The sequence below is a fragment of the Haloarchaeobius pelagicus genome (genome assembly GCF_051207375.1).
Lineage (GTDB): Archaea > Halobacteriota > Halobacteria > Halobacteriales > Natrialbaceae > Haloarchaeobius.
Map to the genome: position 1 here is coordinate 20166 of NZ_JBPJZD010000004.1, position 25978 is coordinate 46143.

At 63.5% G+C, this 25978-nt stretch carries 19 protein-coding genes; 11 read left to right on the forward strand and 8 right to left on the reverse strand.

Going from position 1 to position 25978, the window contains the following annotated elements:
• Positions 1–1266: an AAA family ATPase gene (locus tag ACSC1S_RS20980; protein WP_435366028.1), complete on the forward strand. Its 1266-nt coding sequence runs from the start codon at positions 1–3 to the stop codon at positions 1264–1266.
• Between the two features lie 513 nt (positions 1267–1779).
• A complete protein-coding gene (locus ACSC1S_RS20985) occupies positions 1780–4401 on the forward strand; it encodes a hypothetical protein (protein ID WP_435366029.1) in 2622 nt (873 codons plus the stop codon).
• Positions 4402–4406: 5 nt separating this feature from the next.
• Here the strand turns inward: ACSC1S_RS20985 and ACSC1S_RS20990 are convergent, their stop codons facing one another.
• From ACSC1S_RS20990 to ACSC1S_RS21000, 3 genes are all read right to left on the reverse strand, one after another.
• On the reverse strand, positions 4407–5042 hold the full coding sequence (locus ACSC1S_RS20990; protein ID WP_435366030.1) for a CAP domain-containing protein: 636 nt from the start codon (positions 5040–5042) through the stop codon (positions 4407–4409).
• Complete coding sequence (locus ACSC1S_RS20995) at positions 5039–5281, reverse strand: hypothetical protein (protein WP_435366031.1); 243 nt, start codon at positions 5279–5281, stop codon at positions 5039–5041. Before ACSC1S_RS20995 ends, ACSC1S_RS20990 begins: the two co-directional genes overlap by 4 nt.
• Before the next feature lie 308 nt (positions 5282–5589).
• Positions 5590–10377, reverse strand: coding sequence for a PDDEXK-like endonuclease domain-containing protein (locus ACSC1S_RS21000; protein ID WP_435366032.1), 4788 nt, complete (start codon positions 10375–10377; stop codon positions 5590–5592).
• Between the two features lie 231 nt (positions 10378–10608).
• On the opposite strand from ACSC1S_RS21000, the gene ACSC1S_RS21005 reads away from it, so the two are divergent.
• The gene (locus ACSC1S_RS21005; RefSeq protein ID WP_435366033.1) at positions 10609–11190 is read left to right on the forward strand and encodes a hypothetical protein; all 582 of its coding nucleotides are present in this window, start codon (positions 10609–10611) and stop codon (positions 11188–11190) included.
• 258 nt (positions 11191–11448) lie between these two features.
• A complete protein-coding gene (locus ACSC1S_RS21010) occupies positions 11449–11610 on the forward strand; it encodes a hypothetical protein (RefSeq protein ID WP_435366034.1) in 162 nt (53 codons plus the stop codon).
• Positions 11611–11694: 84 nt separating this feature from the next.
• Here the strand turns inward: ACSC1S_RS21010 and ACSC1S_RS21015 are convergent, their stop codons facing one another.
• The gene (locus ACSC1S_RS21015; RefSeq protein WP_435366035.1) at positions 11695–14691 is read right to left on the reverse strand and encodes a hypothetical protein; all 2997 of its coding nucleotides are present in this window, start codon (positions 14689–14691) and stop codon (positions 11695–11697) included.
• Positions 14692–15411: 720 nt separating this feature from the next.
• On the opposite strand from ACSC1S_RS21015, the gene ACSC1S_RS21020 reads away from it, so the two are divergent.
• Together ACSC1S_RS21020 and ACSC1S_RS21025 are read left to right on the forward strand one after the other, a co-directional pair.
• Complete coding sequence (locus ACSC1S_RS21020; RefSeq protein ID WP_435366036.1) at positions 15412–18387, forward strand: hypothetical protein; 2976 nt, start codon at positions 15412–15414, stop codon at positions 18385–18387.
• Between the two features lie 375 nt (positions 18388–18762).
• The gene (locus ACSC1S_RS21025) at positions 18763–19143 is read left to right on the forward strand and encodes a HalOD1 output domain-containing protein (protein WP_435366037.1); all 381 of its coding nucleotides are present in this window, start codon (positions 18763–18765) and stop codon (positions 19141–19143) included.
• A 30-nt stretch (positions 19144–19173) separates the two neighbouring features.
• On the opposite strand, the gene ACSC1S_RS21030 is transcribed toward ACSC1S_RS21025, so the two are convergent.
• Positions 19174–19977 (reverse strand): TrmB family transcriptional regulator, encoded by an 804-nt coding sequence (locus tag ACSC1S_RS21030; RefSeq protein WP_435366038.1) that lies wholly within the window; start codon positions 19975–19977, stop codon positions 19174–19176.
• A gap of 391 nt (positions 19978–20368) precedes the next feature.
• Between ACSC1S_RS21030 and ACSC1S_RS21035 the strand changes: the two genes are divergently transcribed.
• The 3 genes from ACSC1S_RS21035 to ACSC1S_RS21045 all read left to right on the forward strand — a co-directional run bounded on the left by ACSC1S_RS21035 (position 20369) and on the right by ACSC1S_RS21045 (position 22058).
• Positions 20369–21166: a TrmB family transcriptional regulator gene (locus ACSC1S_RS21035; protein ID WP_435366039.1), complete on the forward strand. Its 798-nt coding sequence runs from the start codon at positions 20369–20371 to the stop codon at positions 21164–21166.
• Between the two features lie 131 nt (positions 21167–21297).
• Positions 21298–21579 (forward strand): mechanosensitive ion channel family protein, encoded by a 282-nt coding sequence (locus tag ACSC1S_RS21040; protein WP_435366040.1) that lies wholly within the window; start codon positions 21298–21300, stop codon positions 21577–21579.
• Positions 21580–21848: 269 nt separating this feature from the next.
• Complete coding sequence (locus ACSC1S_RS21045) at positions 21849–22058, forward strand: helix-turn-helix transcriptional regulator (RefSeq protein ID WP_435366151.1); 210 nt, start codon at positions 21849–21851, stop codon at positions 22056–22058.
• 393 nt (positions 22059–22451) lie between these two features.
• Here the strand turns inward: ACSC1S_RS21045 and ACSC1S_RS21050 are convergent, their stop codons facing one another.
• A complete protein-coding gene (locus tag ACSC1S_RS21050; RefSeq protein WP_435366041.1) occupies positions 22452–22787 on the reverse strand; it encodes a DUF7344 domain-containing protein in 336 nt (111 codons plus the stop codon).
• 432 nt (positions 22788–23219) lie between these two features.
• Here ACSC1S_RS21050 and ACSC1S_RS21055 point away from each other — a divergent pair, with 432 nt between their 5' ends.
• Both ACSC1S_RS21055 and ACSC1S_RS21060 read left to right on the forward strand, forming a co-directional pair.
• Entirely contained in the window at positions 23220–23366 is a 147-nt protein-coding gene (locus tag ACSC1S_RS21055) for a DUF7563 family protein (RefSeq protein WP_435366042.1), read from the forward strand.
• Between the two features lie 215 nt (positions 23367–23581).
• Positions 23582–23851: an amino acid kinase family protein gene (locus ACSC1S_RS21060; protein ID WP_435366152.1), complete on the forward strand. Its 270-nt coding sequence runs from the start codon at positions 23582–23584 to the stop codon at positions 23849–23851.
• 23 nt (positions 23852–23874) lie between these two features.
• On the opposite strand, the gene ACSC1S_RS21065 is transcribed toward ACSC1S_RS21060, so the two are convergent.
• Positions 23875–24198, reverse strand: coding sequence for an AI-2E family transporter (locus ACSC1S_RS21065; RefSeq protein WP_435366043.1), 324 nt, complete (start codon positions 24196–24198; stop codon positions 23875–23877).
• Positions 24199–24550: 352 nt separating this feature from the next.
• Entirely contained in the window at positions 24551–25804 is a 1254-nt protein-coding gene (locus ACSC1S_RS21070) for an inorganic phosphate transporter (RefSeq protein WP_435366044.1), read from the reverse strand.
• Between the last annotated feature and the right edge of the window lie 174 nt (positions 25805–25978).

Here is a 25978-nt window from a genome sequence, read left to right on the forward strand (position 1 = left end):
ATGAAGTACGATGCTTACCGGATAGAGATACTGCGAGAACAGTACGAGGACTCGTTCGAGTCCGCCCAACAGCACCGTCGCGAGGGCCGCAAGGAGGCTGCGGCACGAGCGTACGCCGACGCCGCAACGACGCTGTCGAAACTCGACGAGGCGACCGACGAGGACCGTGCGCATCAGGTGAAGCGCCTGGAGCGGGCGGCGGACATCCTGCGTCGCGGCGAGGACCTCGAGGACCACTTCAAGCGCAATCAGGAGCCGGCAGGCGACCAGGCTGGCGGTGGTGGACCGCCAGCTGTTGGCAGTGGCGAGAACGACGAGATGCGCGCGCAGATGGAATCGTTCATCGCCGAGACCGAGACGACGTGGGCGGACATCGGTGGGCTGGACGACGTCCAGCACGACCTGAAGCGTGCGGTAGCGCTCGGTTCCATCGCGAACAAGCCCGACGCGGTGTCTGCGACCGAGCGGATCCTGCTCTTCGGGCCGCCGGGGACTGGCAAGACGCTGCTCGCGAGCGCCGTTGCCGGGTCACTCGACGCCAATTTCTTCAAAGTCGAGCTTGGAAACCTGCTGTCGAAGTGGTACGGGGAGTCCTCCAAACAGATATCGGCGCTGTTCGAGACGGCCGCCGAGTTGAGTCCGAGCGTCGTCTTCCTCGACGAGGTGGACTCGCTCGCACACTCCCGTGACGGCGACATGAACGAGACGTCACGACGGGTGCTCGACACGCTGCTCGCAGAGCTCGACGGCGTCGAGAAGGGCAGCGATGACTTCGTGTTGACGCTGGCGGCGACCAACACCCCCTGGATTCTCGACAGTGCGATTCGGAGTCGGTTCCCGAAGCGTATCCACGTCCCCCTCCCGGACGTCGACGCTGCCACCGAGATAATCCGCATCCACACGGTCCACGGCGGTGTCGCGTTCGGGGGCCACCCGGGCGCATTCGTCGACCAGACCGAAAACGCTCGCGACGTCGACAGCCCCGAACGTGCCATCGCACGGCGCTGCGTCGAGGAGGGCTACACCGGCCGGGACATGGAGGCCCTCTGCAGCGCTGCGGTGAACAACATGGTCACGCGGCACAACCCCGACCTCGCGCACCTCGTCGACGAGAGCGTCAAACGCCTGCGCTCGCACACGCTTGACCTCGGCCGCATCGAACCACAGGATGTCACCCACGCGTTCGCGACCACGTCACCATCGCTCCCGGAGGAAGACGTCGCGCGCTTCTACGACTGGGACGACGAATACGGCTCTCGGACTTGAGTCGGTCCACACCCGACGCTCGGGTGTCTTTGCCCCGTACTCTGATTCGATGCGCTGGGTATCGAGCCAAACGCGACCGTGTCCGCGGGGAGCTTCTCAAGAACGCGGTGACGGAGGTGCCGAGACTGCGTGTGACTGCCAGAGACACGGAGCGCCAGCCGTTACAACGAGTGTAGCCGAACTCCGACATTATCGACAGCCTGTGCGAAGAACGTGGTATGACGCAGCGGTCACGCGAGTTCTGGACCGGCGAAAGCGAGTATCAGAACCTCGCGAAGCGATACGAACGCGGAATCGAAGTCGTTTCGCCGGAGGCGTACCGGAACTGTCGATGCGGATTTCGGTACTGTTCCTACGACGGCACTACCGTGACCTACTACGAATACCGTGGCGAGTCGATTTGATCCGCCGCGACCCACAACGGCCCAAGACGCTTTCGGGTCGGAGAGAGTTACCGGCCATAGATCACACCGTGGGGAATGATTTAGGTCACTGCCATGTCACTACAGGAGCATGGATTCTGGGTGGGACGACAGCGACCGGTTGGCGGACGACCCCGCAGAGTCTGCCGATCACGCTGGAGCGGCCGCATCGACTCCCACGGATGTGGACGCGATACGGTCGACACTACGGGAGCTGCTGGCCGAGGACCTCAGTCGTGGCACTCTCCTCAGGGTTCGCGACACGGTCACTGACCTCGTCGACGCGCTCCCCGAGGACCAGCCACCGACCGTGTCGTCGGTGAATCTCCTTCTCGACGTTGTGGTGCACGTCAGCGGTCACGAGTTCGCTGCGAGCGGCGCGTCGTTCGGACTCGAAACGCTATCATCTGAGATTGTCCGTACGACGTCGGCGGCGCTCGCCACTGCCGCCGAGGAGCATCCGCGAGTCGTCCTTGACGCCCGCTACCCAGTTCTTCAGGACGTGTTCGGCGACGCGGACCGTGCCGCCCGCAGACAGATGGCCCGCTTCTTCGCGGCCCTCCTGCAGAACGACGCCGACACCGTGATGACGACACCGGCCATCGATGCCGCCAAACTCGCCAGGCACGCCGTGGTACTGCTGGCGGCCACGAACCTGCCCGCAAAGGCGTTCCTCGACAGAAAGGGTCCGTCCGGTGCGCCGATGCAAGCAGCCGCGTTCATCATCTGGATCGCTGCCGAGCATGCCACAGAGCGCGTCGACGGCTTCCTCAGCGAGCGTATCGTCGGTGCGATGCCGCCGGAGTACGTCAGCACCGCTCTGGTGGACGTGACGCTGGCTGCCCTCGGCAAGTCGGCGCTCGCGACTCCCAACGAGTACCTCGACGACTTCACGCAGCTCCTGCACAGCGATACTGCACCGCTACGACAGAAACGCCCTGGCGCACGGGCCGTTGGCGTGTACGCAGCGCTCGCCCCCGACGCCGACGTCAGGGACACTGCGAAGACCCTACTCGCGTCGATACTCCGGGACCACAGTGTTGACTCTAATACGGCCAGGGCCGCCATCTCCGGCTACGAAGCGATCCTCCAGTACGACGCGAGCCGCTTGTCACTCCCGGATATCGAGCTGCTTCGAGCTTGGGCGCGTGCACAAGAGGGCTTTCTAGTCGCGCAGGATGCTCTCGAATGCCTCTCGAACGTCGTCGTCGAAGCCGACAAGACGCGACATGCGACCGCCGCGTTCGACGGTCTCATCGAGGCTCTGGAGGGAGGCGACCCGAACAGGACGCCCTTCCTGATGCAACGTGTCGAGAGGGTGTTCGGGCAGTTGTTCGCGGCGGACGTCCCGCGACAGACAGAACGGACGCTCCGCAAGAAGTGCCGGACGTACATCACCGACACGACGTTCGACGACGACACAGACCTCGGGGTCAGGGTCCTTCGCGAGGCGGCCTCCACGACGCCACGGTCGACGACGCTCGATGACTGCAAGGAGACGGTCACCGACGACTCAGCCCGATGGTACGAGCGACTCGTCGCTGCGGAGACGGCGGTTGTGCTCGCGCCCGAAGCCACCGACGCCACCGTCCAGAACTTGATCCGTGCGTTCGTCGACGTCATCGCGACAGCCTCGGAACCGGTGACGTTGACGACCGTCCTCGCCGACCAGGGCCGCGACCTCCTTGGCACGGTCGATGACCCGGATCCGCTGCCGTCGGCGGCGAACCGTCTCTGTGCAGTTCTCGTCGACGGCACGCGTGCGACCCCGGTCCGACACCGGGCGGCGAGGCTTCTCAAACAACTCGTCCAGAAGACCGGTCACCACCCGTTCTCGCCCGCCGAGGTAGCGGTCCTCGCCTCGATGGCTCGCTCCGAGGGAACGCCCGACGACATCCGGGAGGCGCTACTGATGCTCGTGCCGAAACTCCTCGAGACGGTCAACCATCCTGGGCTCGAACTCTACGTGGTGAACCAGCTGAGCGACGTGACGGTCGGAGACGACGACACGGCCCGGCTATCAGCCCGGATGCGGTTCGACCAGGGGCTTCGAGAACTCCTCACCGAGACGACCTCGCCCGTGGTACAGGCGTCCATCCTGGAGCGGTTCCGGCAGGGCATCCAGACGTTACCGATGATGCACCTGATGCCGAGTGTCATCGGGCTCGCGGAGTACGTCGGTCACTGGGAGTCACGAGACCTCCGACGGCAGTACATCGAAGGGTTCGTGCCGATCGTCCTTGACGCAGACGAGGACGAGTCGGCGCGGCTCGGTGCGACCCAGGCGATCAAGACCCTCGTCGCAGAAACCACGAACCTCGGGTTCGATGGGGAATTGGTCGAGTCGCTCTATAGTCTGGTTGAGGCCCCGCCGACGTCGATAATCGCTGACGAACCACTGGGGCTCCGTCAGCGTGGCGTCGACGCGTTCAGTACCGCTCTTGCCGCCGCCGAGGACGTCGGAGCGCTCGGACATCTGGCTTCGGACGTTGCCGATCGCATCGACGACGCTGACCCGACGGTCCGCCGATCGCTCCTGACGGCGCTGGCGGTGTTCGCCGAAGACGACCCCCAGATTGTTGCGCCACACAGTGAGGTCATCCGTCGTGGCATCCGAGATACCGATCTCGACCCGTCGCTTCGGTGTCGGCTCGTCGACGCTGTCACACGAATCGGGACGCCGGCGGCGACGGTCGCGTCCAGTGCGGACTGATGGCGCTACGCGAAGTTCTGGGTGGCGAGGACAGCGCCATCGGTTGCGTAGTCGACGCCGATGCCTTCGACGCGCCAGTCGGATTCGAGGAGGTTCTCGCGGTGCCCGGTCGAGTCGAGCCAGCCGGTGACAATCTCTCGCGCGATAGCAGTGACGTCGTCGAGGTCGTCGGGGTAGTGCTTTGTAACGTTCTCGCCGCACTGACGCCAGTCGTAGCCGGCACGGTCGTATCGGTCCGTTAGCGTGGTTCCGGACGGGGTCACGTGTCCGGAGAAGTCGGCGTCGACCATGTGACAGCTATGGCTGCGAGCGATGCTCACGAGGTGCGGGTCGTAGTCGAGCGCGTCGACGCCGTGGCTGGCGCGGGCGTGGTTGGTGGCGTCGTGGATGGCTCGTTCCAGCTTGCGCCGGGAGACGCTCGGACTGAAGTCGACGGGGACCACGCGTTCATCGACGGTGACGGAGCCGCTACAGTCGCTACAGGTGTTCGCGGGGCGGATACCGACTCCACAGTGGCTGCACTGTGGCGAGCCGTCGACGACGATAACAAGACCATCACAGGTCGGATGGTCGTGGCGTGACCGTCGGCTGACGCGCCCACAGTCCTCGCAACGTTGCACCGTCGACAGGACCCCAGTCATGCCTCATCACCACGGGAGCGACGATCATCGAGCAACCCGACGAGGGTCCGGAAGACTTGACGAGCACGTTCCCGGCTCGCCCTGAACTGTTCGCGTGCGGCCTTCGCGATGAGTCCGGCTTCGACTTGGGCGTAGAATCGGAGCGACCCCGGGCGATACGTCAGTTCAGTTGCGTTCTGCTCTGCGAGCGCAACCGCAACGTCTTCGAGCGTCTTCCCAGGTGTACCCGGCGCAATCATGATCCTCTTCTCGGTATCGTCGTCGGTGACTGGATAGCGGGCGAGTCTGGTTTGAGGTGTGATCCAAGCCAGCGCCGGACGCAGCGGGTGGCCTGTCGCAAGGCGCAGTAGGCGAGTACCAGCTGGCCCAGTGGGGTTGCAAGACCGCCGCGACAGTCCTCGGTTTCCGCGGTCGTGAACGCGTCAAAGTGGTCCTGGTCCATATTCGAGTTGTCGCCGCCGCCCACCGTATGAACGTGTGACATCCTACGAACGCTGTAAGCACCCCGCCACAAACTGGCGCCCTTCGTCTGGATCTCCTCCGAGCGTCACTGGTACACGGCCGATTCGAGCGCGGCGTCGACGTCGATGTTGTGATTTGCTTCGATGCGGTCGTCCTCGTCTGTGGCAGCCTCCAGGTCGATGAGGTGGTCGATGGCTTCCTCGAGCCGTTCCTCGATGCGGGCCCCAACGCGCTCGTAGCCGAACCGCCGTGTGGTTTCGAGGACGAGGTCGCTGCGAGTCATGGCACCGCCATTCACGAGCAGCACGTAGGAGGCTTTCGCGAGCTCCGCGCGAGGAATCGAGGTGACCTCCCGGCGGTCGTCGCCGTGGTGCTCACGGAGCGGAATCTCGGCGGCGTCCCGCGGTGGCCAGAGGAAGCCGTCGTTGATGTAGAGGTGGCCAGCGTCGGCGACCGCCTGGGCCTGGTCCGCGAGGCGCTCGCGGAGGTCTGCGTCGAGCCGGTCGGCTTCGAGCGCCTCGGCGAGGACACGGTAGGCGGACATCTCGGCCACGGGGCCGGTGTCGGCGACTATCGCGAGGAATCCACGCTGGACTTCACGCGGTGGAACACCCAGAGCGTCGCCGTCGAGGTCGGGGACTGTGGGCGGTTCGTACGTGTCGAATGGGTCGCCGCCATCGGACTGGACGGGGTGCGAGTCGGCCCCCTCGCGGGCTAGGTCGGTGGCGGTATTGGCGGTGCACTCACGGTCGCTTGGCGGATGTGCAGGTGGCGTCTCGTCGACCACAGGGTCGGGGTCGGCGTTGCCATGAACGAGGTCGCAGATGCGGTCGAGTTCGCGGTCGGGGTCGGTCGTCCACGCCGGTGCCCAGACGCGGTGGACGTCCCAGCCGCGGTCTGCGAGCACGAGCTGGCGAAGGCGCTCTCGGTCTCGGGTGCTGGCGGCGTGTCGTGCCGCTGAACCGTCGAGTTCGATGCCGAGCGCGTACTGGTCGGGGGCGGCGGGGTCGCGTATCGCCATGTCGAGGACGTACCCCGCGGTGCCGAGGTCGGTGTCGACGTCGAATCCCGCATCGGTGAGCGTCTCGTAGACGTCGCGAGCAAGCGGCGAGTCGAACGTCGTGTCGCTCGTCGACGACCCGCCAGCGCTGGTGGGCGTAACGGCGTCAGGGTCCTGGTCGCGGACGTGCGCAAGGTAGCGTTTGAAATCCGCGACGCCGCGGTGCGTGGCGTCGGTTGCATCGATGTCCTCGGGCTGGAGCGAGGACACCACGGTGACCTGGCGGCGAGCGCGCGTGATGGCGACGTTCAGGCGGCGGTGCCCCCCGCTCTGGTTCAGCGGGCCGAAGTTCGCGGTTACGGTACCGTCCGCGTCCGGGCCGTACCCGACACTGAACACGATCCGGTCTCGTTCGTCACCCTGGACGACCTCCAGACTTTTCACGAAGAACCCCTCCTGAACGTCCTCGCGGTCGACGAATGCATCGAGCGCGGGGTTCTCACGGCGTCGGTCGGCGAGCGCGTCGCGGATGGCGCGCTCTTGGGCGCGACTGAATGCAACCACACCGAGGGTCTCGTCGGGGCGCGCTTCGGCGTGGCTGGCGACGATGTCGACGACTCGCTCGGCCTCGCGCTCGTTCTGTCTGGTGTCGCCGCGGTCGTAGACGCCGTCGGGGACGTACTCGAACTCGAGGCCTGTACTCGCGTCGCCGGTGGCTGGCGTGGGGAACGTCCGGAGTCGACCGTCGTAGTAACGGTCGTTCGAGAACGAGACGAGCGACGGGTCGGCGCTCCGGTAGTGCCACGTGAGGTACTGTTCGGGGAGTACGGCCGCGGCCTCGTCGAGGATGCTCTCGAGGTCAGTGCGGCCGCCAGTGTCGTCGGTGAGGTCGGTCTCGAAGAACGACGTCGGTGGGAGCTGGTTGGCGTCCCCAGCGACGACGACCTGATCAGCGCGGACGAGTGCGCTCACGGCTTTCGCGGGCGGTATCTGGCTCGCCTCGTCGAAGATGACGGTGTCGAACTCGATGGCGTCGAGCGCGAGGGATTCGGCGACAGTGCGGGGACTCATCATGAAGCACGGCTTGAGTTGCTGGATGATTTCGCCGGCGTCCGCGAACAGTTCACGGAGCGGGCGCTGGTGGTGGGCCTTCCCGAGTTCGCGCTTCAGGACGACCTGCGCGGCGCTATCGGCGTGTTCGAGCTCGACGCTGGGGCGTCGGCTCGTGACGGCGTGGCGGACGGCCGTGGCGTCATGGTCCCGGAGCGCGTCGTCGGTTTCGCGGTACGTCGCGAGGTGGTGTGTGTACGTCTCGGCGTTGAACGTGTCGAGGTCCGTCTCGTCGTAGAGGGCGTTCAGCCAGTGGCGGTAGAACTCGCGCTCGAACGCACTGACGAGGTGGGTGGGGTCGTGCCCGGCCGCGAGGAAAGCGTCGAGATAGTCGCCAGCGATCGTGTCGGCGACGCGGCTGCGGGCGGCCTGGAAGGCAACCCAGTCCTGAAGCCGGTCGAGGTTCTCGCGAAGGGTTTCGAGGACGTCGCGCTGGGCGCTCCACGCCGCGGCGGGAAACGCTGTCCCGTCGGCGTCCAGTTCGTCGAGTGCGACGAACGACGCGAGTTCGTCACGGGCGGCCTGGAAGCGTTCGCGGTGGATGGCGAGCGCCTCACGCAGGTCGTCGACGGCATCGAACGCGTTCGCGTCCAGGCCACCGCTGGCGGTCGCGGGGTCGACGACGCCAGTGTCAGCGAGCACGCGCACCCAGTCCGCGACGCCCTGCACCCGGTGCCAGTCGATGTTCTCCTGCAGGGGCGCACCATCGAGGCCGTCCTGCGTGTGCTCGGTGTCCATGTCGGTCCCGTCCGCGAACGGCACGAGGTAGCGCGTGTCGACGTCCATCTCGGCGATAGTGTCTTCGAGTGACTGGAGCGCGCGGAGCCGACGGGCGTCCTCACGGAGCGCCGCGAGGTCCGGCGTGTAGCCGTTGCGTGCGTGACTGGTGAGCCGGCGCTTGAGTCGCCGGTAGCTCGGGCGGACGTACCGCAGCCGTCCGTACGCGCAGAGGGATTCGTGGAGTTCGCGCCCGTCCTCGTCGAAGATGCTGGACGCGTATCGTTCGCGGAGGTGGGATTCGTGGTCGGCCCGTTCGACGTGCGCTGCGGCCAGGGTGGCGACGGGGCCGTCAGGCGTGTAGAACGCGGCGTCGAGAAGCGCTGGCGGAAGCGAGTCGACGGGGGCGTCGGCCAGCGTCGCGAGCGCGCGCTCGACATCCTCGAACCTGGTCGCGTCTCGGAGATCGACACCGACGGTCGACGCCAGCCGGTTCGCGAGGTCGCACATCGCGTCGACAGCGGCAAGCTGGTCCTCGATAGCGTCGGCGACACGCTCGCGCGTGTCGACGCGCCATTCGTCGACTGTCGCCCCCCGCCATGGGTGGGTCGCGAAGTTCTCGAGTGCGTCGTCGAACGCCGCCACCTCACGGAGTGCGGCGATGGCGTCGTCGACTGCGTTCTGTCCCACGGCGAGCGGGTCGTCGATGTCTATGTCGACGCGAGGTTCGTCGCGGCCGGCGGCGACGATGCCGAGCGCTTCGTAGGGTGTGACCGCGAACCCATCGGGTGGCGTCGTCAATCGCTGTGCGTGGTCGTCGAGGGTGGCGGCCGCGTCGTCGCGGCGCTCGCGGCACGCGTTCCGGCCCGCCGGTGAGTCGGCACGGTCGGAGCGCAGCTCGCGGCCGAGCGCGTCCAACACGTTCGATTTGGTGGCGTGCTGGCCGTGCGCTTCGAGACAGAACCGTGCCAGACCGACCTCAGCTAGTCGCGACCGGACGACGTCGAGCGCGGCCTGCTTCTCGCTGACGAACAGTACACGGTCGCCGCGTGCGAGCTTCGCCGCGACAATATTCGCGATCGTCTGGCTCTTCCCTGTGCCCGGTGGGCCCTGGAGGACGAAGCTCCTGCCGTCCAGTGCCGCGTCGATGGCGGCCCGCTGTGACGGGTCCGCCTCCAGCACCTGACACTGCCGGTCGACTCCTTCGGCGGTCACTCGGTCGCTCATCGCCGCGTCGTCCGCGAGGGCGCCGAGAGCCTCGGTGTCACCGGCGATGGCGCGAACGAGCGGGTCACTCGTGATAGTGTCCCGGTTCCGGTCGAGGTCCTCGTAGAGGCTGACGGTCGCGAAGTCGAAGATACAGACCGCGAGCTCGCGGGAGACATCCCAGTCAGGGAACGAGTCGGCGATGCAGGCGAAGGTGTCGAACGCCTCGTTGAGGTCATCGACGGCGACGTCGCCGTCGGCGGGAAGGTCGAGGTCACGTTCTGTCTGGAGCTTCCGCCGAAGCGCTGGATTCACGATGAGTGGAGCACGGTCGTACGTTACGACGTGCGCGTGGACGTCCTCGACTGTCTCTGGCCGGTGTTCGAGTTCGACCGGCAGGAGGAACAGCGGAGACTCGTAGGGGTCGGTGTCACCGGATGCGGTCCATGTGAGACGGCCGACAGACAGGAACAGCGTGTCCGCACCACGCTCGCGGAGGTACTGGCGGTGATAGTGCTCGATGGCGTCGAGGGACTCCTCGGCCACCTCAGGCGCTCGAAGGGCAATCGCCGCGGCTGGCCCAGCGGATTCGCGGACCGAAGTCGGGTCCGTTCGAGCCGTCTCCGGTGGAGACTCGTGGGGTGCCTTCGCGAGTTCGACCGTGCCCGTCTCGCGGAGGCGGTCGACGACCGGCTCAGCCGTCGCGACCAGCGGGAGCGACTTCGTCTTTGTCGGCGTGAAGTCCACGAGCGTGTTCCGCCGCGTCAAATCGAGGAGTTGTTCCTGCCAGCCGTCGACGACCGCGTCGACGGCCGCGTCGGACGCCTCTTCGGCCGTCATCGACCCACCTCCGCGTGGGTGATCCGGGATCGCGATGGTCGGGCTATTCGAATGTCCGGCGTCGCGGGCGTCATCTTACTCGAACGACATCGAGTGAACGCATAGTGGGGGCCGGCGATGCACAACTCCTGTAACGCCAGCAGGTGGGTCACCACTGCGAGGTGCTACACGGCCTGTAGGTGCACGTAGCGACCTAAACGGACTGCTATCAGAGGCCCACATGAGTCATTCATGCATCGCGAACCGCACGATTCGGCGTTCTACCGCACCATCATCGAACACCTCGTCGACGACTGCCCGTGGGACTCGATCGACGGCCATGTCAGGCCGAGCCGCGTCGCTGCAACCGCGGCCGAACCAACCGCCGTCGCCGAACTCCAGTTGACGCACCTCTTGACTGACGCGGAGCTATACTGCCAGCTCCCGAGCCCGGGGGACGCTTCGGCCGCTCATCTCGTCCTCTACCAGGGACTCGACCACGCCCTCGACGGCTCCGGTGAAGCGAGCGAGGATGGGTTCGTCGAAGCTCTTTCTTCCGCACACGAGACCATCGCGAGCATTCACGCGAGCGAGTACGTCAGGCCCGTTGCGGACCCAGCGGTCATTCTCGAGGCATACGTCCCGCACAGCTACACCGAAGGCAAGCTGTACTCGATGATGACCGCGATTTCGGCGACCGCGCTTCGCGTCCAGCGCCTCCACGGCGACCTCCGGGCGACAGTACACGCCGTCTCGGATTTCGAACCAGGGAGCGGTCACCGGCGCTTTCCGCTCGCACTTGAACCCAACGTTGGGTCGAGCATCCAACAGTAGTGTCGGCTGCCTGGCCGCCCTCGAACAGGGTATGCAGACCGATTCGGTACCGATCGATTCGTGGCACGACAGCCGTGAACAGCCAACCGCACCGCAATCTACGACTTGGGCCTGAGACATGTCGAACATCCGGTTCGATGAGGTTGTGACCACCGTCCGCGTCAAGTACGATGGCCGCAAGGACAGCTGGCCGTACGACCGGAAGCCGGCCAAGTGCCAGGCACTGTGCGCCAGTTGCCGTACGTACCACGAACTAGCATGGACGAGTTGTGGTTACTCGCTGGCGAGACCGAGCTGCGGTACGTGGCGTCGATGCGGGCGTGGAACTGCTGTCACGACGGCGTTGTCCCACACGACGGATACCCCAAGGAACCCGACAGCTCGAGCATCGAGGGCCCAGAAACCGACGACGAGGACTGACCGACGACCGCAGGCCCTGGCCGGTGGCGTAGCGTGGCGGTCACTGACGGCCAGGTCGCTGGTCGACACCGCATCGTGTGTCGGCTAGAGTGCGTCGGCGGCGCGTGTCTGTGAAGCAGTGAGGACATCGATGGCCATCAACCGTGTTGCAGTTGGGATGTCGTCCGCTTCCGTGAGGAAGGTCTGGATCTGGCGTCGAATCCTCGCCGCATCCTCGGCATCTGGTCGTCTTTCGAGAGCGCGAGCGACGGCGTCAAGGACCTCCCGCCGACCGGGGTCGCTGCTGTCGAGATACCGCCGCAATCCGTCCTCGGAGCGCATCCGGACGATGTCGAGGTCGCCAACCGCCTGGCCACTACCGACCGCGAGCACGGTCTCCAGGAATTGCACGGCGTCGAGAACGTCATTCTCGACCAGTCCCGAGAAGAACTCCACCGGCGTATACGGGGTCTCGTTGTAGATGTGCTTTCGGAGCTGTCGCGCCACGTAGGCGTCGAGTGACTCGGTGACGGTCGCCCCCACCATTCGAAGAATCGTAGAGCGACGCCACTCGCCTGGCGTCTGCGTGAACTCTTCCAGTATCATTCTGGACTCCTGCCAGTCGTCACCCGTACCAGGCAGAATCCCCCCTGCTGACTCGAACGTCGGTGGTTCGATGGCGTGGTCGTCCAAACCGACGCTTTCGATGATGTCGTTCGCTCGCGCTGGCACGTCGGGAGCTTCCGCGAGGACCGCCTCACCGAGCAGTCGGGTACGGTAGCGCCCTTGGAGTTTCCGGGTTCCGGTGGCGTGGGCCTCGAGGACGGGTATCGGGTCTTCGTCCGCGTCCGTGCTGAGTGTCGCGACTTCGCCGATTGCGGCGGTGACCGAGAGTCGATGCAGCCGGTGGACCGTCTGTGCGTGTTCGAGCAACGACTCGCACGATGCCGGAGCGGCTGCTGGGGCCGCTGCGAGCACTTCGCCGAGTTCCTGCGTCGCAATCCAGCGTGTCGGTCCAGATGCCGGTGAGATGAGTGGTCGATACTCTTCACGTAGCGCCGCCGGCGTCGCCGCATTTCTGGCGACTGCCTCGCCGAGCGCTTGCGCAAGGCGGTTTCGAACGCTTCCGTCCGCAGCGGTGCAGGCCGCGTGGAGTGGCTGGAGCTCGTCCGGTACCAGTCGTGGGACCATCGTGACCGCTTCACCAAGGGCCGCGACGGCGGGAATTCGAAGTGGCCGGTCCAGGGACTGAACCAGGTCCACGAGTCGCGCTACCACGTCGTCGTCAACCGACGTGAGCGCCTGGAGGCTGTCCCTGAGTGCCCCCAGCGCATACCACTGACAGTTCTCGTCGTCTGTGCTCCTGACGGCGTCGACGTAGACGTCGATTCCCGTAGCGACGGTCTGAGGGTCCGAACCGACGATTTCGCCGAGGATGCGCGTGTTGAACGCCCGCTGGTCCTTCCCGAGGAGTGAGCCGTGGAAGACGTGCTCGACGAACGGCTCGATGGCGTCGTCCACCAGCGAGCGGTCGACGATTGCGAGTTCGCCAAGTGCCTGTTTCGCCCACGCGCGGTTGGTCGGCGAAGTTTCGGGATTTTCCCAGAAGTCGACGAGTGCCGTTGTCGGGTCCGTCGCAGTAGCCGGGGTAACCATCGTCGCGATGGCGAGCGCGTGCAGTAAGGGGTGTCGGATGGTCCCGTCTGTTGCCTCCAACGTGTCCGTGAGTGGACGCACCGAGTCCGGAATCTGTTCTGGTACTTCGAGAACGAGTTCTCCAAAGCCTTCTGCAATGAGCTCTTTCGCATCGTCCTCAGCTGACCATAGCGCTGCCTGGAGCGTCGACAGGACGCCATCGCGACCGACGGCCTCGGTTTCGATGAGCCGACCCAGCTCGCGGATCGCCGCCAGTTCGAGCGGCCGATTCGACGAGTCCAACCGGTCGACGAACGTTTGGATGCCGCTGGGAAAGCTTTCGGGCTCGGCGACGGCCAGTATCCCGAGCGCGGCGCGTACCTTCCCCTGCAACAGCAATAAGCGCTCGGAGTCCGATGCCTGCGCTCTCAACTTCGGGAGGATATCTGTCAGCGAGTCCGCGTCCGCCAGGCGGTACTCGCCCACGGCCAGCGCGCCCGCCACACGAGCGGACCCATCGACCTCGCGTATGTATTCGAGGACGGCGTCGGCCGGCGATGCGTGGCTCGTCACGAGACGCTCGATGGCGACGCCCTCACCCACAGCCCGTGCGGCCTCCATCCGACGCTCTCCGTCCGTGTCTCGTGATGCTTCGACGAACGCCTCGAAGGACCTGACCGATTGTAGGTCGTCTGTGCCTGTCGAGTGCGCGGCGCGGAGCGCGTCGCTCGCGACGGCGACGTAGGCTTGCGTCCGGTTGAGGTCACTGTTCGCCACTGCTTCGAGTGCTTCTGCGACCGGTTCCGGGTCCGACAGTTGGTCGGCATGCTGAACGAGGAGCACGGCAAGCAAGCGCGTCGCGAGTCGAACCGTCTCGTTGGTCTGCTCGGCCGCCATCGGTGCCGGCCGGGCAGCCTGGATGAGGTCAGCGAGCGCACGACACACAACGTCGAAATCGAACCGGGAAGTGATGTGGTCCACAACGGGCTCTGGCCGCCACTTGGTCAGACTCGCAAGCAGTGCAGCGCTCAACCGCGTCGTCTCGCGAGTGAACTCGAACGCCAGGACGAATACGGCCGGGTGTGCGAGCTCGACGGCTGGGTCATCGAACGCGTCCAACTTATCGAACACTGATGGGGTCGTGACGTCGTTGAGCACAGCCAGGACGGTCCGTTGGACGTCAAGCGAGAGTCCACGCACGAGCACCATCTCTCCCCCGGACCCCGTCTCGACCAGCCGGTCCACTTCTTCCATCAAGATGCTCGGGAGGATGACGGCTAAGTACTGCGCCGAGTCCGCTTGTTCGTCCGCGAACTCTCGGAGGGCTTCGCACGCGGCAAGCCGACGTTTGAGGTCGCTGCGCGGGTTCTCGGGGCCGACGGATGCCTGGAGCTCCGTGACCAGTTCCTCGGGCGTGTACCCACCCAGTGGCCCCTCCTGGTCACCCTCGCCGTTCGACGCCGTCATCGTTCGGTAGGAGATACTCGTTCCTCTCTACTTAAACACACGTTCGCACCGTACACGGGATACCGCTCCTGTACCGCAACACGGTGGATAACAGCGCTGGATATACCGTCGAAACACACCGCTGTCGGGTATGTGCAGTCCCTGTTTGTAACGGCTGTTTCAAACGCAATCCGGTCGCCAAACTCGAGATGTGTGTGACGTTGCCCCTCCGACTGCCGGATGCAGCGGGCTGCAGCTGGCAGGACGAGTGCGACTACAGAGGCGCTAATACTCGCGCAAACGCTGAGGCGAACGAGGAATCATGGAGGGCCTCCGTCAGGTAGGGCCATGTGCAGAGACTATGTTGCGGGCGTCACCGCAACGGGCCGGTCGAGAGCAGAAACGGTCACCCACAGCCCCTAATTCCCCATGCTGTGGGCGGACCAGTCGTGGCAGTCAGCGATTCGCAGGTAGCCGATACCTCCCGGCCACCCACGGAGACCGAGGCGGCAGTAGCAGAAAAATCGTCAATAGAGTCCACAGGAAATGTGAATCCGGGGGTACCGTCAGGTTGGTCACCATCACGCTAAAGCGTCGGGATTGCGTGCGTACGGACGACGAGATGGACCGAGACGAACGGCAACGCCACGCGAGGAGATTGGGAGTCCGCTGCGGGGTGGCGGGGAAGGACTTCACGAGTGTCGTCCAACCACCGCGATGAGGTGCTTCGACGGGGAGTCGATGGAAGACGTCGCGGGCATTGCTTCGCCGGTCGAGGGCGAGATCAGAACGCTGGCGGAGACGCTCGACGAGTGTGCCATGCCGTCGAGTTCGGTCGGTGACCACCTCGATGTGGTGCATGCCGGAGAAGCACTACGGGACCTTGCAGCGGACGCACCATCGAGTGTGCGAGCGGTCGTGCCGACACTCGAACGAGTACTCCGAGAGTCCGCGGGTTCGGATGGAGACGCGACGGCGAGCGATCTCTACGTGGCAGGGCTGCGAGAGCGCCATCGCGAACTCATCGCGGCGACGCTGGCGTCGATTGCCGACTCGTCACTGGTGCGTGGCTACGAGGCAAGTTCGTACTCGTTGTCAACGCTGGTTGCGACGGTCGGGAGGACGTTGACCGCGACGAGCGCGGATGTCGTTCGCAAGCACTGTCTCCGGACGCTTGCAGCAATCGGGCGGACACGACCGGATGCAGTGCGAGCGGTCCTCGATGCTGACGCGGTCGTCGTCGGCGTCAACTGGCTCCAGAAGCGCGAGACCTCGGAGGAATGGCAGGAGGCCGTCGTCGCGGAACTGCTTGCTGTAACGGTGCCGGTGTTCCCGTCGGTCTGGGAGGACGCCCCGGTTGCGGCGGTGACCGAGCGATTGCTCGTAAGTGAGTCAGCCACGACGCGAGCGTTCGCCCAAGCTGTGAGTCGAAGAGCGCCTGCGGGTCTCGAACTCGACGCTTCCGATGACCAGTTGTTCGTCCCGCTCCGACGGCTCAGGGAGGACGCCTCGCTCACCGACCGGGAGCGGCGTCAGGTCGCTCATGCGGTCGGGCGCTGCGTCGCGCTGGACCCAGTCCTGGTCGCTGACGCGCCCGCGGCACTGGTGGAGCGCGTTCAGAGCGCTCCGAAACAGGTAGCTGCGGCGACTGCACTCGGCGAGGTCGTTGCGAACTCGGTCCGGTCAGACGGGAGAACTGGGGCGGCACTCGTCGACCGGGTCGAAGCGGCCTCGGGCGAAACCCGGGACCGTCACGTGCGTCTTCTGGGCGAGGTGGCTGTGTGCTATCCGGAATGGTTCTCCTCGTCTCCGCTGGAGTTTTGCGAACGGGTTGCCGCATTGACCCTGCCCGATGCAGCTGCGGTGCGTGCCGTCGGAGAGTGCGTGATCGCCGGGGCCGAAGACGACCACCCGCTTGCGGCCCTTCGTCGACAGATACGCACGGGTACCGGCCAGGAGCGCGAGCGGGCTGCGGTCGCGCTCGGCGAATGGGTCGCGCACGTCCCTGCCGTCGTCGACACGGCCGTGGCGTCGCAGGCGGCGGCCGTCAGGGCGGCGAGCGACGACGAGCGAGAGACGGCCGCTGCAGTGCTTGGCATGTACGTCGTCGTGGTCGAATCCAGGGGCGTGGAGTCCGCAGCGACCGTTTGTGGTTCGGACGAGTCGACGCGAGCGGCACGGGTACGCGGAGAGCGCGTCCTGACGGGGGAAATCGACGACGTCGACCTGTGGCGAGAGATCAGGGCCGGTCTCCGCGGGAGCCGTGGAATCACCCGGCGGTTCGTGACGCACGCGCTCGGTGTGGCCCACCGTTACCAGGAAGCCACGGGTGGACCGCCGCTCGCAGCACTCCGGGCGGCCGTGGTGTCGAGCGCGCTCGACGAACGCCAGAATCGACTCCGGCTACTCGGCGAGTGGGTCGCTGCGACCGGCGCGAGCGAGGAGCAGTTCCCGGCGCTCGCCCGGCGTGTTCGCGAAACGACTGGAACGGACCGCGAGCGGGCCGCCCATGCCATCGGCCTCGCGATGACAAGTGGCGTGGGGTCCGACACGTGGTACGGAGCCGCAACCGACGTCGTCGTCGCCAGGCTCGCAGTCCACGACGAGACTGTGGAAGCGATACGTCGTGCGGTCCGACGCGCGCACCAGGACCCAACAGACGTATCGACGAAGGGCCTCCCGGCAGGGGTGCCGGCAGTTGACCGGGACTGGTCACTCCGTGCGCTCGGCGAGGCGGCGGCGGTCACAGGCGACGCGCTTCCGCCCGGCTGCAGGTCGCTCGCCGCGACGGTAGATGAGTCCGCCGGCTGGGACCGCCAGAGTGCAGCACGGGCACTCGGTGCAGCGCTCGTTTTTGAGTCGCACCAGACGGTGGGCGTCCTAGAGTGGGTCACCGGTAACCTCGGCGAGACATCAGGGAGTCGGGGTGCGCTGACGTACACCCTTGGTGAGGTCGTCGCGGCGCATCCACAGTTACTCCCCGACGTTCCGGATGCACTCGTCGCAAGCGTCCGCGAGGCGTCGGGACCAGTACGGACAATGAAGGCACGTGCACTCGGCGAGTACGTCCGCATCCCCGCGCTCGCTGAACCGTCCGGAGTGGAAGTGCTACAGGCTGCCGCGAGCGATCCCAGAGGCGACGCTCGGGCACCTCTGATGCGAGCACTCGGCGAGATCATCGTCGCACTTCCGGACCCAGGCGTCGAAGTCCCCGGGCTCCTCGTCGACACCGCCGCGAACGCGACCGGGCAGGACCGGAGAGCGCTCGCACGCCTCCTCGGCGAGCTTGCTGTGACCGACGACCCTGGGAACATCCTCGACCGGGTTGCGCCTACCGAGAGCGACGCATCGGTGTTCGAGCGTGCACGCCGGAGTCGCATGACCCAGGGGCTCGCCGCTATCGAAACGGTCGGGGTCGAGGACTTCCTCGCGGCCGTCTCAATCGGTACGACGGCTGCCGTCGACATCGCATCGTTCACCGACCTGGACGCGCCGCCCGTCGAGGTACTACTGGAGTCACCGCCGCCGATACGCGACCCTCTCCTCGACGCGCTCACGACCCTACTCGAAGACCGCACTACGACCGTACTGGGTGACCTCGACATGCGACTCGACGCCTGGCTGCGTGACTCGAGTGACGCAGAAGCGACTGCTCGACTCCACGCGGTTGCCGCCCGGAGCGCTATCGACACGACCGCTGTGAGCACGAACCGCTAACCCGGCCGCATCTGTCCCGCGGCCACGTAGGGTGGTCACAGGCCACTACACTGATCTGTGCTGAGACGGCCAGTCTCAACTTCTCTGGAAGTGTAGAATCCATCCTCCGAGGTTGTGGTTCATTCGCTTGCTCGACCTGTAGCCATGCTCAGGGTGGTGCCTGCTCTCCCGATTGTTCATGAACACCGAGTAGCGTCGGTGATCGTCGTGCTCGGAGTTCTCTTGCCGGCGGTAGTACCACCAACAAATAGGTGGTGTGACGAATCGGGCCCCCTGTTTCGAAACGAATACGGGTTTGGCCTTCCGGGTAGAAGTGACAGGGCCTGTAGATTTCATTTGACCCCCTCTCGCCTAGCGGGGCCAACACGCGCATCCATGCCCTATCCGAGAGTTGTTTTGATAAATTGGGTGAAAAACTACGGATTCTTTCTTCGTCCAGTACGAATCAGAACCGTGGAGTACGAACTCGGGGTGGAGGAATCGGTCAGTATGGCTGTTGTACGAGCGGTGAGCGCATTCATTGGTTGTGAACCATGCTCGCTTCAACCGCTAGGGAACGTCGTTGATCCGGATGCGTTAGATACGTTGTTCGACAGGCGGTACGACGGAACACCTCGGACGGGTGGACGTCTCTCTTTTGTTTTCAACGATTGTCACATCACGATTGACAACGGTGAGTATCTCACTCTTCAGCTGCTCGAAGACCGTTCCTATAACGAATGTGACCGAGAACCAACCGACAGTTGCGGCCGCTGACGGATTAGTCAGCAGTAGCTCGCCGCGATATCACGGCTTGGGGTCACGAGCGGTCAACAACCCCTGGGCCATGAGCCGCCGGGAGATGACGACGAGACCGTTCCCGAACCCTTCGCCGAAGACTGCTCGTTCCTCTTTGCTGCCGGGCATGATCGAACTCACGAGGATCGTCGAGCGGTCGACCAGAAGGAGCCGGCCGATCGCCGTTTCGTCTTCAGTAACATCCTCGCCGTGTAGCCACTCTAGGCCAGAGATGAACGTCGTTGCGTCCGGCACGGACGTCTGGATCTGGTCTTGAAGCGACTCTGTCAACGCGCCGATAAGAAGGTCGACGTCGGCAACGGCGTTGTTGAGCCTGGCAACGAGCTCCTCGGTCAGCAGAGACTCGTCGCCCAGTACCAGCACGATTTCCTCGGACGCTTTCTCGATGAGTTGGTCCGTCCGATTTTCGATTGCGTCGCGCCCGGACATCGCCCACACCTGCTGGACGGGTGTCTCGCCGTCTTCGTCGATGATTTCGACCGAGTCCAGCGCATTGTGGAGTCGATCGACTCGGTCTTCGTACTGGTCGCGCAGTGTCTCGGTCGCCTCATCGAGCGGAACCGCCCGGAACCGCTGCGGGCTCGAGTGCTGGATCTCGACCAGGCCTTGCGCCTCCAGCACTCTAATCGCATCGTACACCCGCGTTCGGGGAACCTCCGTCATCTCACTCAATTGCTTTGCTGTTCCCGTGTGGAGACGGGACAGGCCAACGAAACATCGCGACTCGTATTCTTTCAAGCCAAGTTGCTGGAGGACTTCGATTGCTTCCTCCAAACTGTCAGTAGTAGTCATGTGTCCCAAACTCACGGGGTGTTCCCCAGTGATTCTCTAGTTAGTTCGCTCCCGACACGGATAGGTATTGTCACTCAGTTCTGGACAGGTGATGTTGACGAGAGGCGAGATGCGATGTATAAGCGTCTGGAACCGCATTATAGGCGAATTCAGCAAACAGATTTGTGAGTATATTAGTGACAAGGGGCGGCTCTGGGTTTCTCAGCATCGAAGCATAAATACACGAGAGTATAGGATGTCACTCGTTTAATCACAAAAGAGATATACCGAGTGAAGGTCAACCATTGTACCTGTACGTGGTCCAGTTCTGTGTCCCAACCACCGTACTGCTGCGTGCCGGCCCGGCCACACTCCGTGGCTGGACTCACAATGGCCCACATCAGCCCAATCGATGAGCAATAAACCAGACGAGGATCCACAGACCGCCGCGATCGAGCAACTCGAACGGTTCGGGTTGAGTGCCTACGCAGCGCGGACATTTGTCGCGCTTGCTAGCCTCGGCACGGGGACAGCCAGAGACGTCAGTCAAGTATCGGAGGTGCCACGCACTCGAGTTTACGACGCGATCGACGAGTTACACGACCGGGGACTCGTCGATATCCTCCAATCGTCGCCCAAGCAGTTCTGGGCGACCTCCGCTGAAACCGCAAGTCGGACATTCGAACACGAGCTTCAGCACCGCGCTGAACGGCTCCAGACGGCGCTGAGTAAACTCGAACCCAATGAACGTCGTTCCGAGCAGCGCGGCGTCTGGACGGTAGACGGGCAGGCGGCGGTCACGGAACGAGTCCTAGAGTTCTTCGCCAGTGCGGAGGAGGAAATCGTCTACATGACCACCGAGGACCTCCTGACCGAGAACCTTATCGAGGAGTTGGGCGAGGCCGCAGAGCGGGGTGTTTCGATCCGGCTCGCCGGAGTGTCGACGGAGGTTCAGGAACGCATTCGGGAGGAGATTCCCGGCGCGACGATGTTTGAGTCGCTGTGGATCTGGTCGGACACGTCGGCGGGACGGCTCATGATGGTCGACGGCGGAAAAGCCCTCGTGAGTGCGCTCGTCAACGGTGCGGACGCGAGTCCGTCCGATCCACGTTCCGAGACCGCCATCTGGGGCGATGGTGACACGAACAGTTTGGTCGTGGTTCTGAAGGCAATCTTCACCTGGCGACTTGACGCGGAAGATCCAAATTGACGGCCATGTCTAAAACGTTCTACTAACATTCTCAGGCAAGGATTCACTCACTTATTAAAAACAAAAACAAGGGTGAAAAACTAGCTTGTTTACATGACTGGACACCCGAATAGTGGATTGTGCAACCAATAATGCAACAGGTACCGCTGATCCGTGAGGGCACAACCAGCACGGTTCTCACGTACCTCACCCGGGTTGCTGGGGCACTGATGATACTCCTTGAGGGGTGGGTCGTCGGGCGGCTCATTGCTGGGCTCATTCGCCGATTGGTAGACGCAGTTAGACTCGACCAGACGGTGCTGAAGATCCACTCGGCCAGATCCTCGGCGGCTACCGACAGCCCGTGGGAACGCATTCGTTCTGCTCGGCAGGATGATCCCACCACAGACGCCGGTACCGATAACGAGGAGTGACCTCTCAGTCGCTCTCTACGTACCTCCCGAAACAAAAATTCTGAACCAACGACTGCAACACGAAACAGATGAATGTAATACGTAAAGCGAAAAATCGGTTCGAAGGCCTGTTCCGAGGTACTACGACCACCATTTCGAAGGGTGGGAAGGCCGAGAAAGGCCCCACCGCAACTAACATTGAAACGGAATCACGGAGCGAAGAGCAGCGCTTGGGGGAGGCGTTCAATAATCTCATCCACCGCAATGATGTAGTACCTGCCCAGATAATTATGGAATACAATCTGTCGGTCGATCAGTTCATTCTGGCGTTGCTACGGCACGCAGGCGGGGATCTAAGACAACAGGAATTCGTCAGATACACTGGTTGGTCCACGTCGAAAGTCAGTCGAAACCTCTGCAGGCTTGAAGCCGAAGGCCGCATCAGGCGTGTACAGTTCGGCCGACAGAAAGTAGTCTACTTTCCCGGATCTGGTCCCTGATAGTCAAAGAATCAGGGGGTGATAACGGGCAACACGCCTTTTCACTGTGGGGCCATTCGACCGAGAACGACTGGTCGTCGCTGGCCCCGAGCGCAGCGGTTATTGAGACCGTCACAATCGCAGCAAACCGTGGTCCCACGGCACTCGATTACACAAGACGGTCGATCCAGAGCCCTATCTATGTTCTTTGTTCCCAGTGAATTTCATTCTACTGACGGAGTCACTATCGCTTCGTACAGGTTCGACGACTATGATATAAAATTTCAGAACAATGGGGTGGTCGACATCTAGCCGGGCGAGTCGCGACACGAATCGGAGTGACACCAGGCGAAGCTGGCACCATCGAATCATCACTCGGGAAGACTCACCGTCTCCCGATGAGTGACATTGGCGTCAGGAATTCGGCAGCGACACCCCTCTGGGGAGCGAGTCGAGCATCGTTTCTACCTGTTCGTCGGGATGGTATCGGACGGCTCCGGTTCTGTGTTCGAACTCGACGATACCATGCTCTGCTAACTTCGGCAGGTGGGTGTGGTGTAGTTGGATGGCGAGTGCATCCCGGTTCTGCAATGGGCCGTTTTTGGAAGTGGAACCACTACTATGTAACTGGTCGACGAGCTCGTCAACCGTCGTGGCACCGCTAGCCTCGTGGCGCAAGTGGTGGATGATCCGGCGTCGGTGGCGGTTGGCGAGGAGCCGGAGACACACATCGAGACTGTGGTTCGTCATACTGCATTGCTCTCTGTAGATGTGCATCAAATGTGGCGATTTTCACAATTGAGACTATTTTGATTATGTGAGTGATGATGGATGCCTGCACACCCCTGCGTTGATAGTCGCCCCGTCGTTGGAGTCCTCTCGACGCCCATGTCACCCAGTTACTCAAAAATCGCCTGATTGTTAAAATGTCGTCACTTGATGCGGTCGGAGCGGGTTAGTCCCAGTGTCCGCTCACCAGCGGATCGATTACACATGGTACGAAACCCGTTCCAACCGCGTCGAGAAACGCGGCACCGAGCACGAGGGGTGGTCGACAAAACACCACCTCCGAGGACGTTGCACAGGCAAACCAACGACATCAGGGGCGCGAAGCGCGTGGACGGCGCGGATAACGATCGACCACAGGGCCGTCCCTGCCAGGTCCTCTCAGGTCACTGAACAATGCCAGAATGCAACGGTTGCGGTGGATTCGTAACGTCACGATTTGCCCGCGTCTTCGGGGACAACGGGAACGACATCTACGGCTGCCGCAGCTGTCTGCCACTCACCGCACTGGTCGAGGGAGCTGCGTCACGGGATACTTCGTGACGCGGACGACTGCGTCCGCTCCCGGGCGGTGTCTGACGTGCAGTGCGGTAACCACCAACAGAAAATGACAACTATACTCAACCCCGGTTCAGAGGCAACACTCTACGTATGCCGTGATTGTGGAGACGGCATCGAAGATCCCACCGACACGAACACCTGTCCTCACTGCGGCGGACAGCTGGTAAACAGTACTGTCCCGCACGATTAGCGGTGCAATCCTACGGAACCCCCACGCTCTTCGTCGACACACTGACGCGGTGAGCGCTGTCCTCGCCGAATCCGTGGACGCAGACCGTCTCATCTACGCGACGAGCACACCAGCCGTGTCCACTGCTGATCCGAACACCTGCCCGGACACTGAATGGTTCCACGAACTGATACCGGGTCGGCTGGTCTCCCCCCTTCTCGATACCGACGTGACCGCTCGAAGCAGGGTACCGATCGACGCCGGCGGGGGAGATGGTACCGCGGCCACGGTCACGTGAGGACCGATGGCGGAAACGATACCCTATCGGCCGACGGTCGAGTCCGCTCGTTCCTGGCCAAACAGGTCAAGGACGACCTTCGAGCCGCCGAGTATGACAGGGCCGACGAACAGGCCGATTGCCCCAAACAGAACGATTCCCCCGAAGATTCCCACGACGATGGTCCCGACGTTGATCGCCCCGCTCCGGTTGATGATCGCCGGGCGAAGATAGAGGTCCGAGGCGCTGACCACCGACCCGTAGACGAAAAGCAGTACCGCTGCAGTGGGGCGGCCGATCGCGAGCAAGATGTACTGAAGCTGTGTGAAAACGAAAAGGAGGCCGAGAACCCCGCCCACGACCACCAAGGTCGACAGTACAACGTGGTCCGAAACCAATGGTGACGGTCTCCCTGTTCAGTCATATTGAGTATAGAGATTCCCCTCATCCTTGACTTGTGTGTGCAGAATCGGGCCATCTGTCAGTGGTCGTCACCGGCTCCGAGTACGGGCACAAATAATTGAGCCGGGGGATGAGGTGTTCGTCGCCGGCAGCGACGAGGGGATACAGCGGTTCGAGCGAACCGTGCATACTCGAGAATCGAACCAGATCGACTGACGCTCTGCTCTGCTCTCGATATGTCGGTTGTGTTTGGTTTTGTGTTTGTTGTCTGAGGGTGACGGATACTGGTGGTGACTGGTTACTGAACTCAGGATACACCTACAGTAGCACGCTGAAGAGGAGATAGGAGCCGACGACCGAGAGCGAGGGTGCCAGGATCCAGAGGATGAAGATTCGGCGTGTGGCGGCCGGGTCGAATAAGCTCTCTGCGCTGAGCTCGTCGATGTGTTCCTCCCCGATCGGGGGAACCGGTCTGTCTCTGTCCCGTCGCCCCGTCCGCTCCCCAGCCGTACTACTCGCCAGCTCGCCGATGGTCGGGCTCGTCGGTCTGTCATCTGACCCCGTAGACGCCGCGAGTGCACCCGTGGTGAGGCCCGCAGCCACCTCACGCTCGGTACGTCGGGTGGCGATCTCCGCGAGCGTGGCGGCGCGACTCGCTCGCCCCCAGCCGAGTCCGATGATACAGCAGGTCGTGCTCACCGCGAGACTCGCCGGAATACCGAGATACGAGAGGACGGTGATGATGGTCGCCCCGATGCTCGAGACGACGAGTGCGGCCAGGATGGGCAGGTCGGTGATCCCATCACTGACCGTCGCAAGCGTCCGCCGGGCGATCGTGAACCCACCGAGGCTGATGGCGGCGACGGCGAGCAAGATGCCTTGCTCTATCGAGATGGACCCGTTGCCGACGAGCGGCGCGACCGCATTCGCGGCGTTCGACGCCCCTGCACTGAACCCCATGTAACACGCGATTGCAATGACCAGAAACGAGCCGACGAGGTCCCGGGGGGCTGCGTTCGTATTGAGGTGGAGGCGCGGAACGTTGCCCGAGCGATCGAGCTGGATGAGGTGCCGCTCGAAGCGCGTGAACGACATATGGGCCTCTAACTGGGGGTACAGATATCGGCCGACGATGGCACCAGTCACGAATCCGAGGAGTGGCGCAACGATCCACGCGGAGACGATCGTGAACATCAACGCCTCGTTGAGCGAGTCTGTTGCCAGACCGAGCCCGACGATTGCACCCACGGCAGTCATCGACGTCGAGGCGGGAACCCCATAGAGATTCGAGAGCAAGAGTGCCAGACCGGTGAAGAACAGAACACCGACAGTCGCTATTGGCGAGAACTGCACCGCCGGAACGATGCCGTCGCTCATGGTGGCGATGACGTTCCGACCAACCGTCCACGCACCCAGAAACGCGAAGAGCGTGAACAGGGTTGCGGCAGTGGCCTTTCTGACGAGGCGACTCCCGACGGCCGGTCCGAACGCGACACCGGTCGACGACCCGCCGATGTTGAACCCGACGAAGGCAGCCACGAGCAACCCCACGACAACGAGTGTAGATACCATATTCAAGCGGTCCTTGTTCCAATAGTTCGGGCCGGAGACGTAATTCCGTGTCCCTCCTGGATGGTCGATGGACGTCGATGTATTCCACCTGGTTCGTATCTCCTCATGAACAGATTCCGGAGTGCATTCTCATATCCCTGATCACCGATCAGACCGGCGACTCCACCTCTCGAC

What these genes read in the sequence shown, in the direction of transcription:
- ACSC1S_RS20980 (WP_435366028.1), top strand. Translation starts at nt 1, where the DNA reads ATGAAGTACGATGCTTACCGGATAGAGATACTGCGAGAACAGTACGAG.
- ACSC1S_RS20985 (WP_435366029.1), top strand. Translation starts at nt 1,780, where the DNA reads ATGGATTCTGGGTGGGACGACAGCGACCGGTTGGCGGACGACCCCGCA.
- ACSC1S_RS20990 (WP_435366030.1), bottom strand. Translation starts at nt 5,042, where the DNA reads ATGACTGGGGTCCTGTCGACGGTGCAACGTTGCGAGGACTGTGGGCGC.
- ACSC1S_RS20995 (WP_435366031.1), bottom strand. Translation starts at nt 5,281, where the DNA reads ATGATTGCGCCGGGTACACCTGGGAAGACGCTCGAAGACGTTGCGGTT.
- ACSC1S_RS21000 (WP_435366032.1), bottom strand. Translation starts at nt 10,377, where the DNA reads ATGACGGCCGAAGAGGCGTCCGACGCGGCCGTCGACGCGGTCGTCGAC.
- ACSC1S_RS21005 (WP_435366033.1), top strand. Translation starts at nt 10,609, where the DNA reads ATGCATCGCGAACCGCACGATTCGGCGTTCTACCGCACCATCATCGAA.
- ACSC1S_RS21010 (WP_435366034.1), top strand. Translation starts at nt 11,449, where the DNA reads ATGGACGAGTTGTGGTTACTCGCTGGCGAGACCGAGCTGCGGTACGTG.
- ACSC1S_RS21015 (WP_435366035.1), bottom strand. Translation starts at nt 14,691, where the DNA reads ATGACGGCGTCGAACGGCGAGGGTGACCAGGAGGGGCCACTGGGTGGG.
- ACSC1S_RS21020 (WP_435366036.1), top strand. Translation starts at nt 15,412, where the DNA reads ATGGAAGACGTCGCGGGCATTGCTTCGCCGGTCGAGGGCGAGATCAGA.
- ACSC1S_RS21025 (WP_435366037.1), top strand. Translation starts at nt 18,763, where the DNA reads ATGCCCTATCCGAGAGTTGTTTTGATAAATTGGGTGAAAAACTACGGA.
- ACSC1S_RS21030 (WP_435366038.1), bottom strand. Translation starts at nt 19,977, where the DNA reads ATGACTACTACTGACAGTTTGGAGGAAGCAATCGAAGTCCTCCAGCAA.
- ACSC1S_RS21035 (WP_435366039.1), top strand. Translation starts at nt 20,369, where the DNA reads ATGAGCAATAAACCAGACGAGGATCCACAGACCGCCGCGATCGAGCAA.
- ACSC1S_RS21040 (WP_435366040.1), top strand. Translation starts at nt 21,298, where the DNA reads ATGCAACAGGTACCGCTGATCCGTGAGGGCACAACCAGCACGGTTCTC.
- ACSC1S_RS21045 (WP_435366151.1), top strand. Translation starts at nt 21,849, where the DNA reads ATGGAATACAATCTGTCGGTCGATCAGTTCATTCTGGCGTTGCTACGG.
- ACSC1S_RS21050 (WP_435366041.1), bottom strand. Translation starts at nt 22,787, where the DNA reads ATGACGAACCACAGTCTCGATGTGTGTCTCCGGCTCCTCGCCAACCGC.
- ACSC1S_RS21055 (WP_435366042.1), top strand. Translation starts at nt 23,220, where the DNA reads ATGCCAGAATGCAACGGTTGCGGTGGATTCGTAACGTCACGATTTGCC.
- ACSC1S_RS21070 (WP_435366044.1), bottom strand. Translation starts at nt 25,804, where the DNA reads ATGGTATCTACACTCGTTGTCGTGGGGTTGCTCGTGGCTGCCTTCGTC.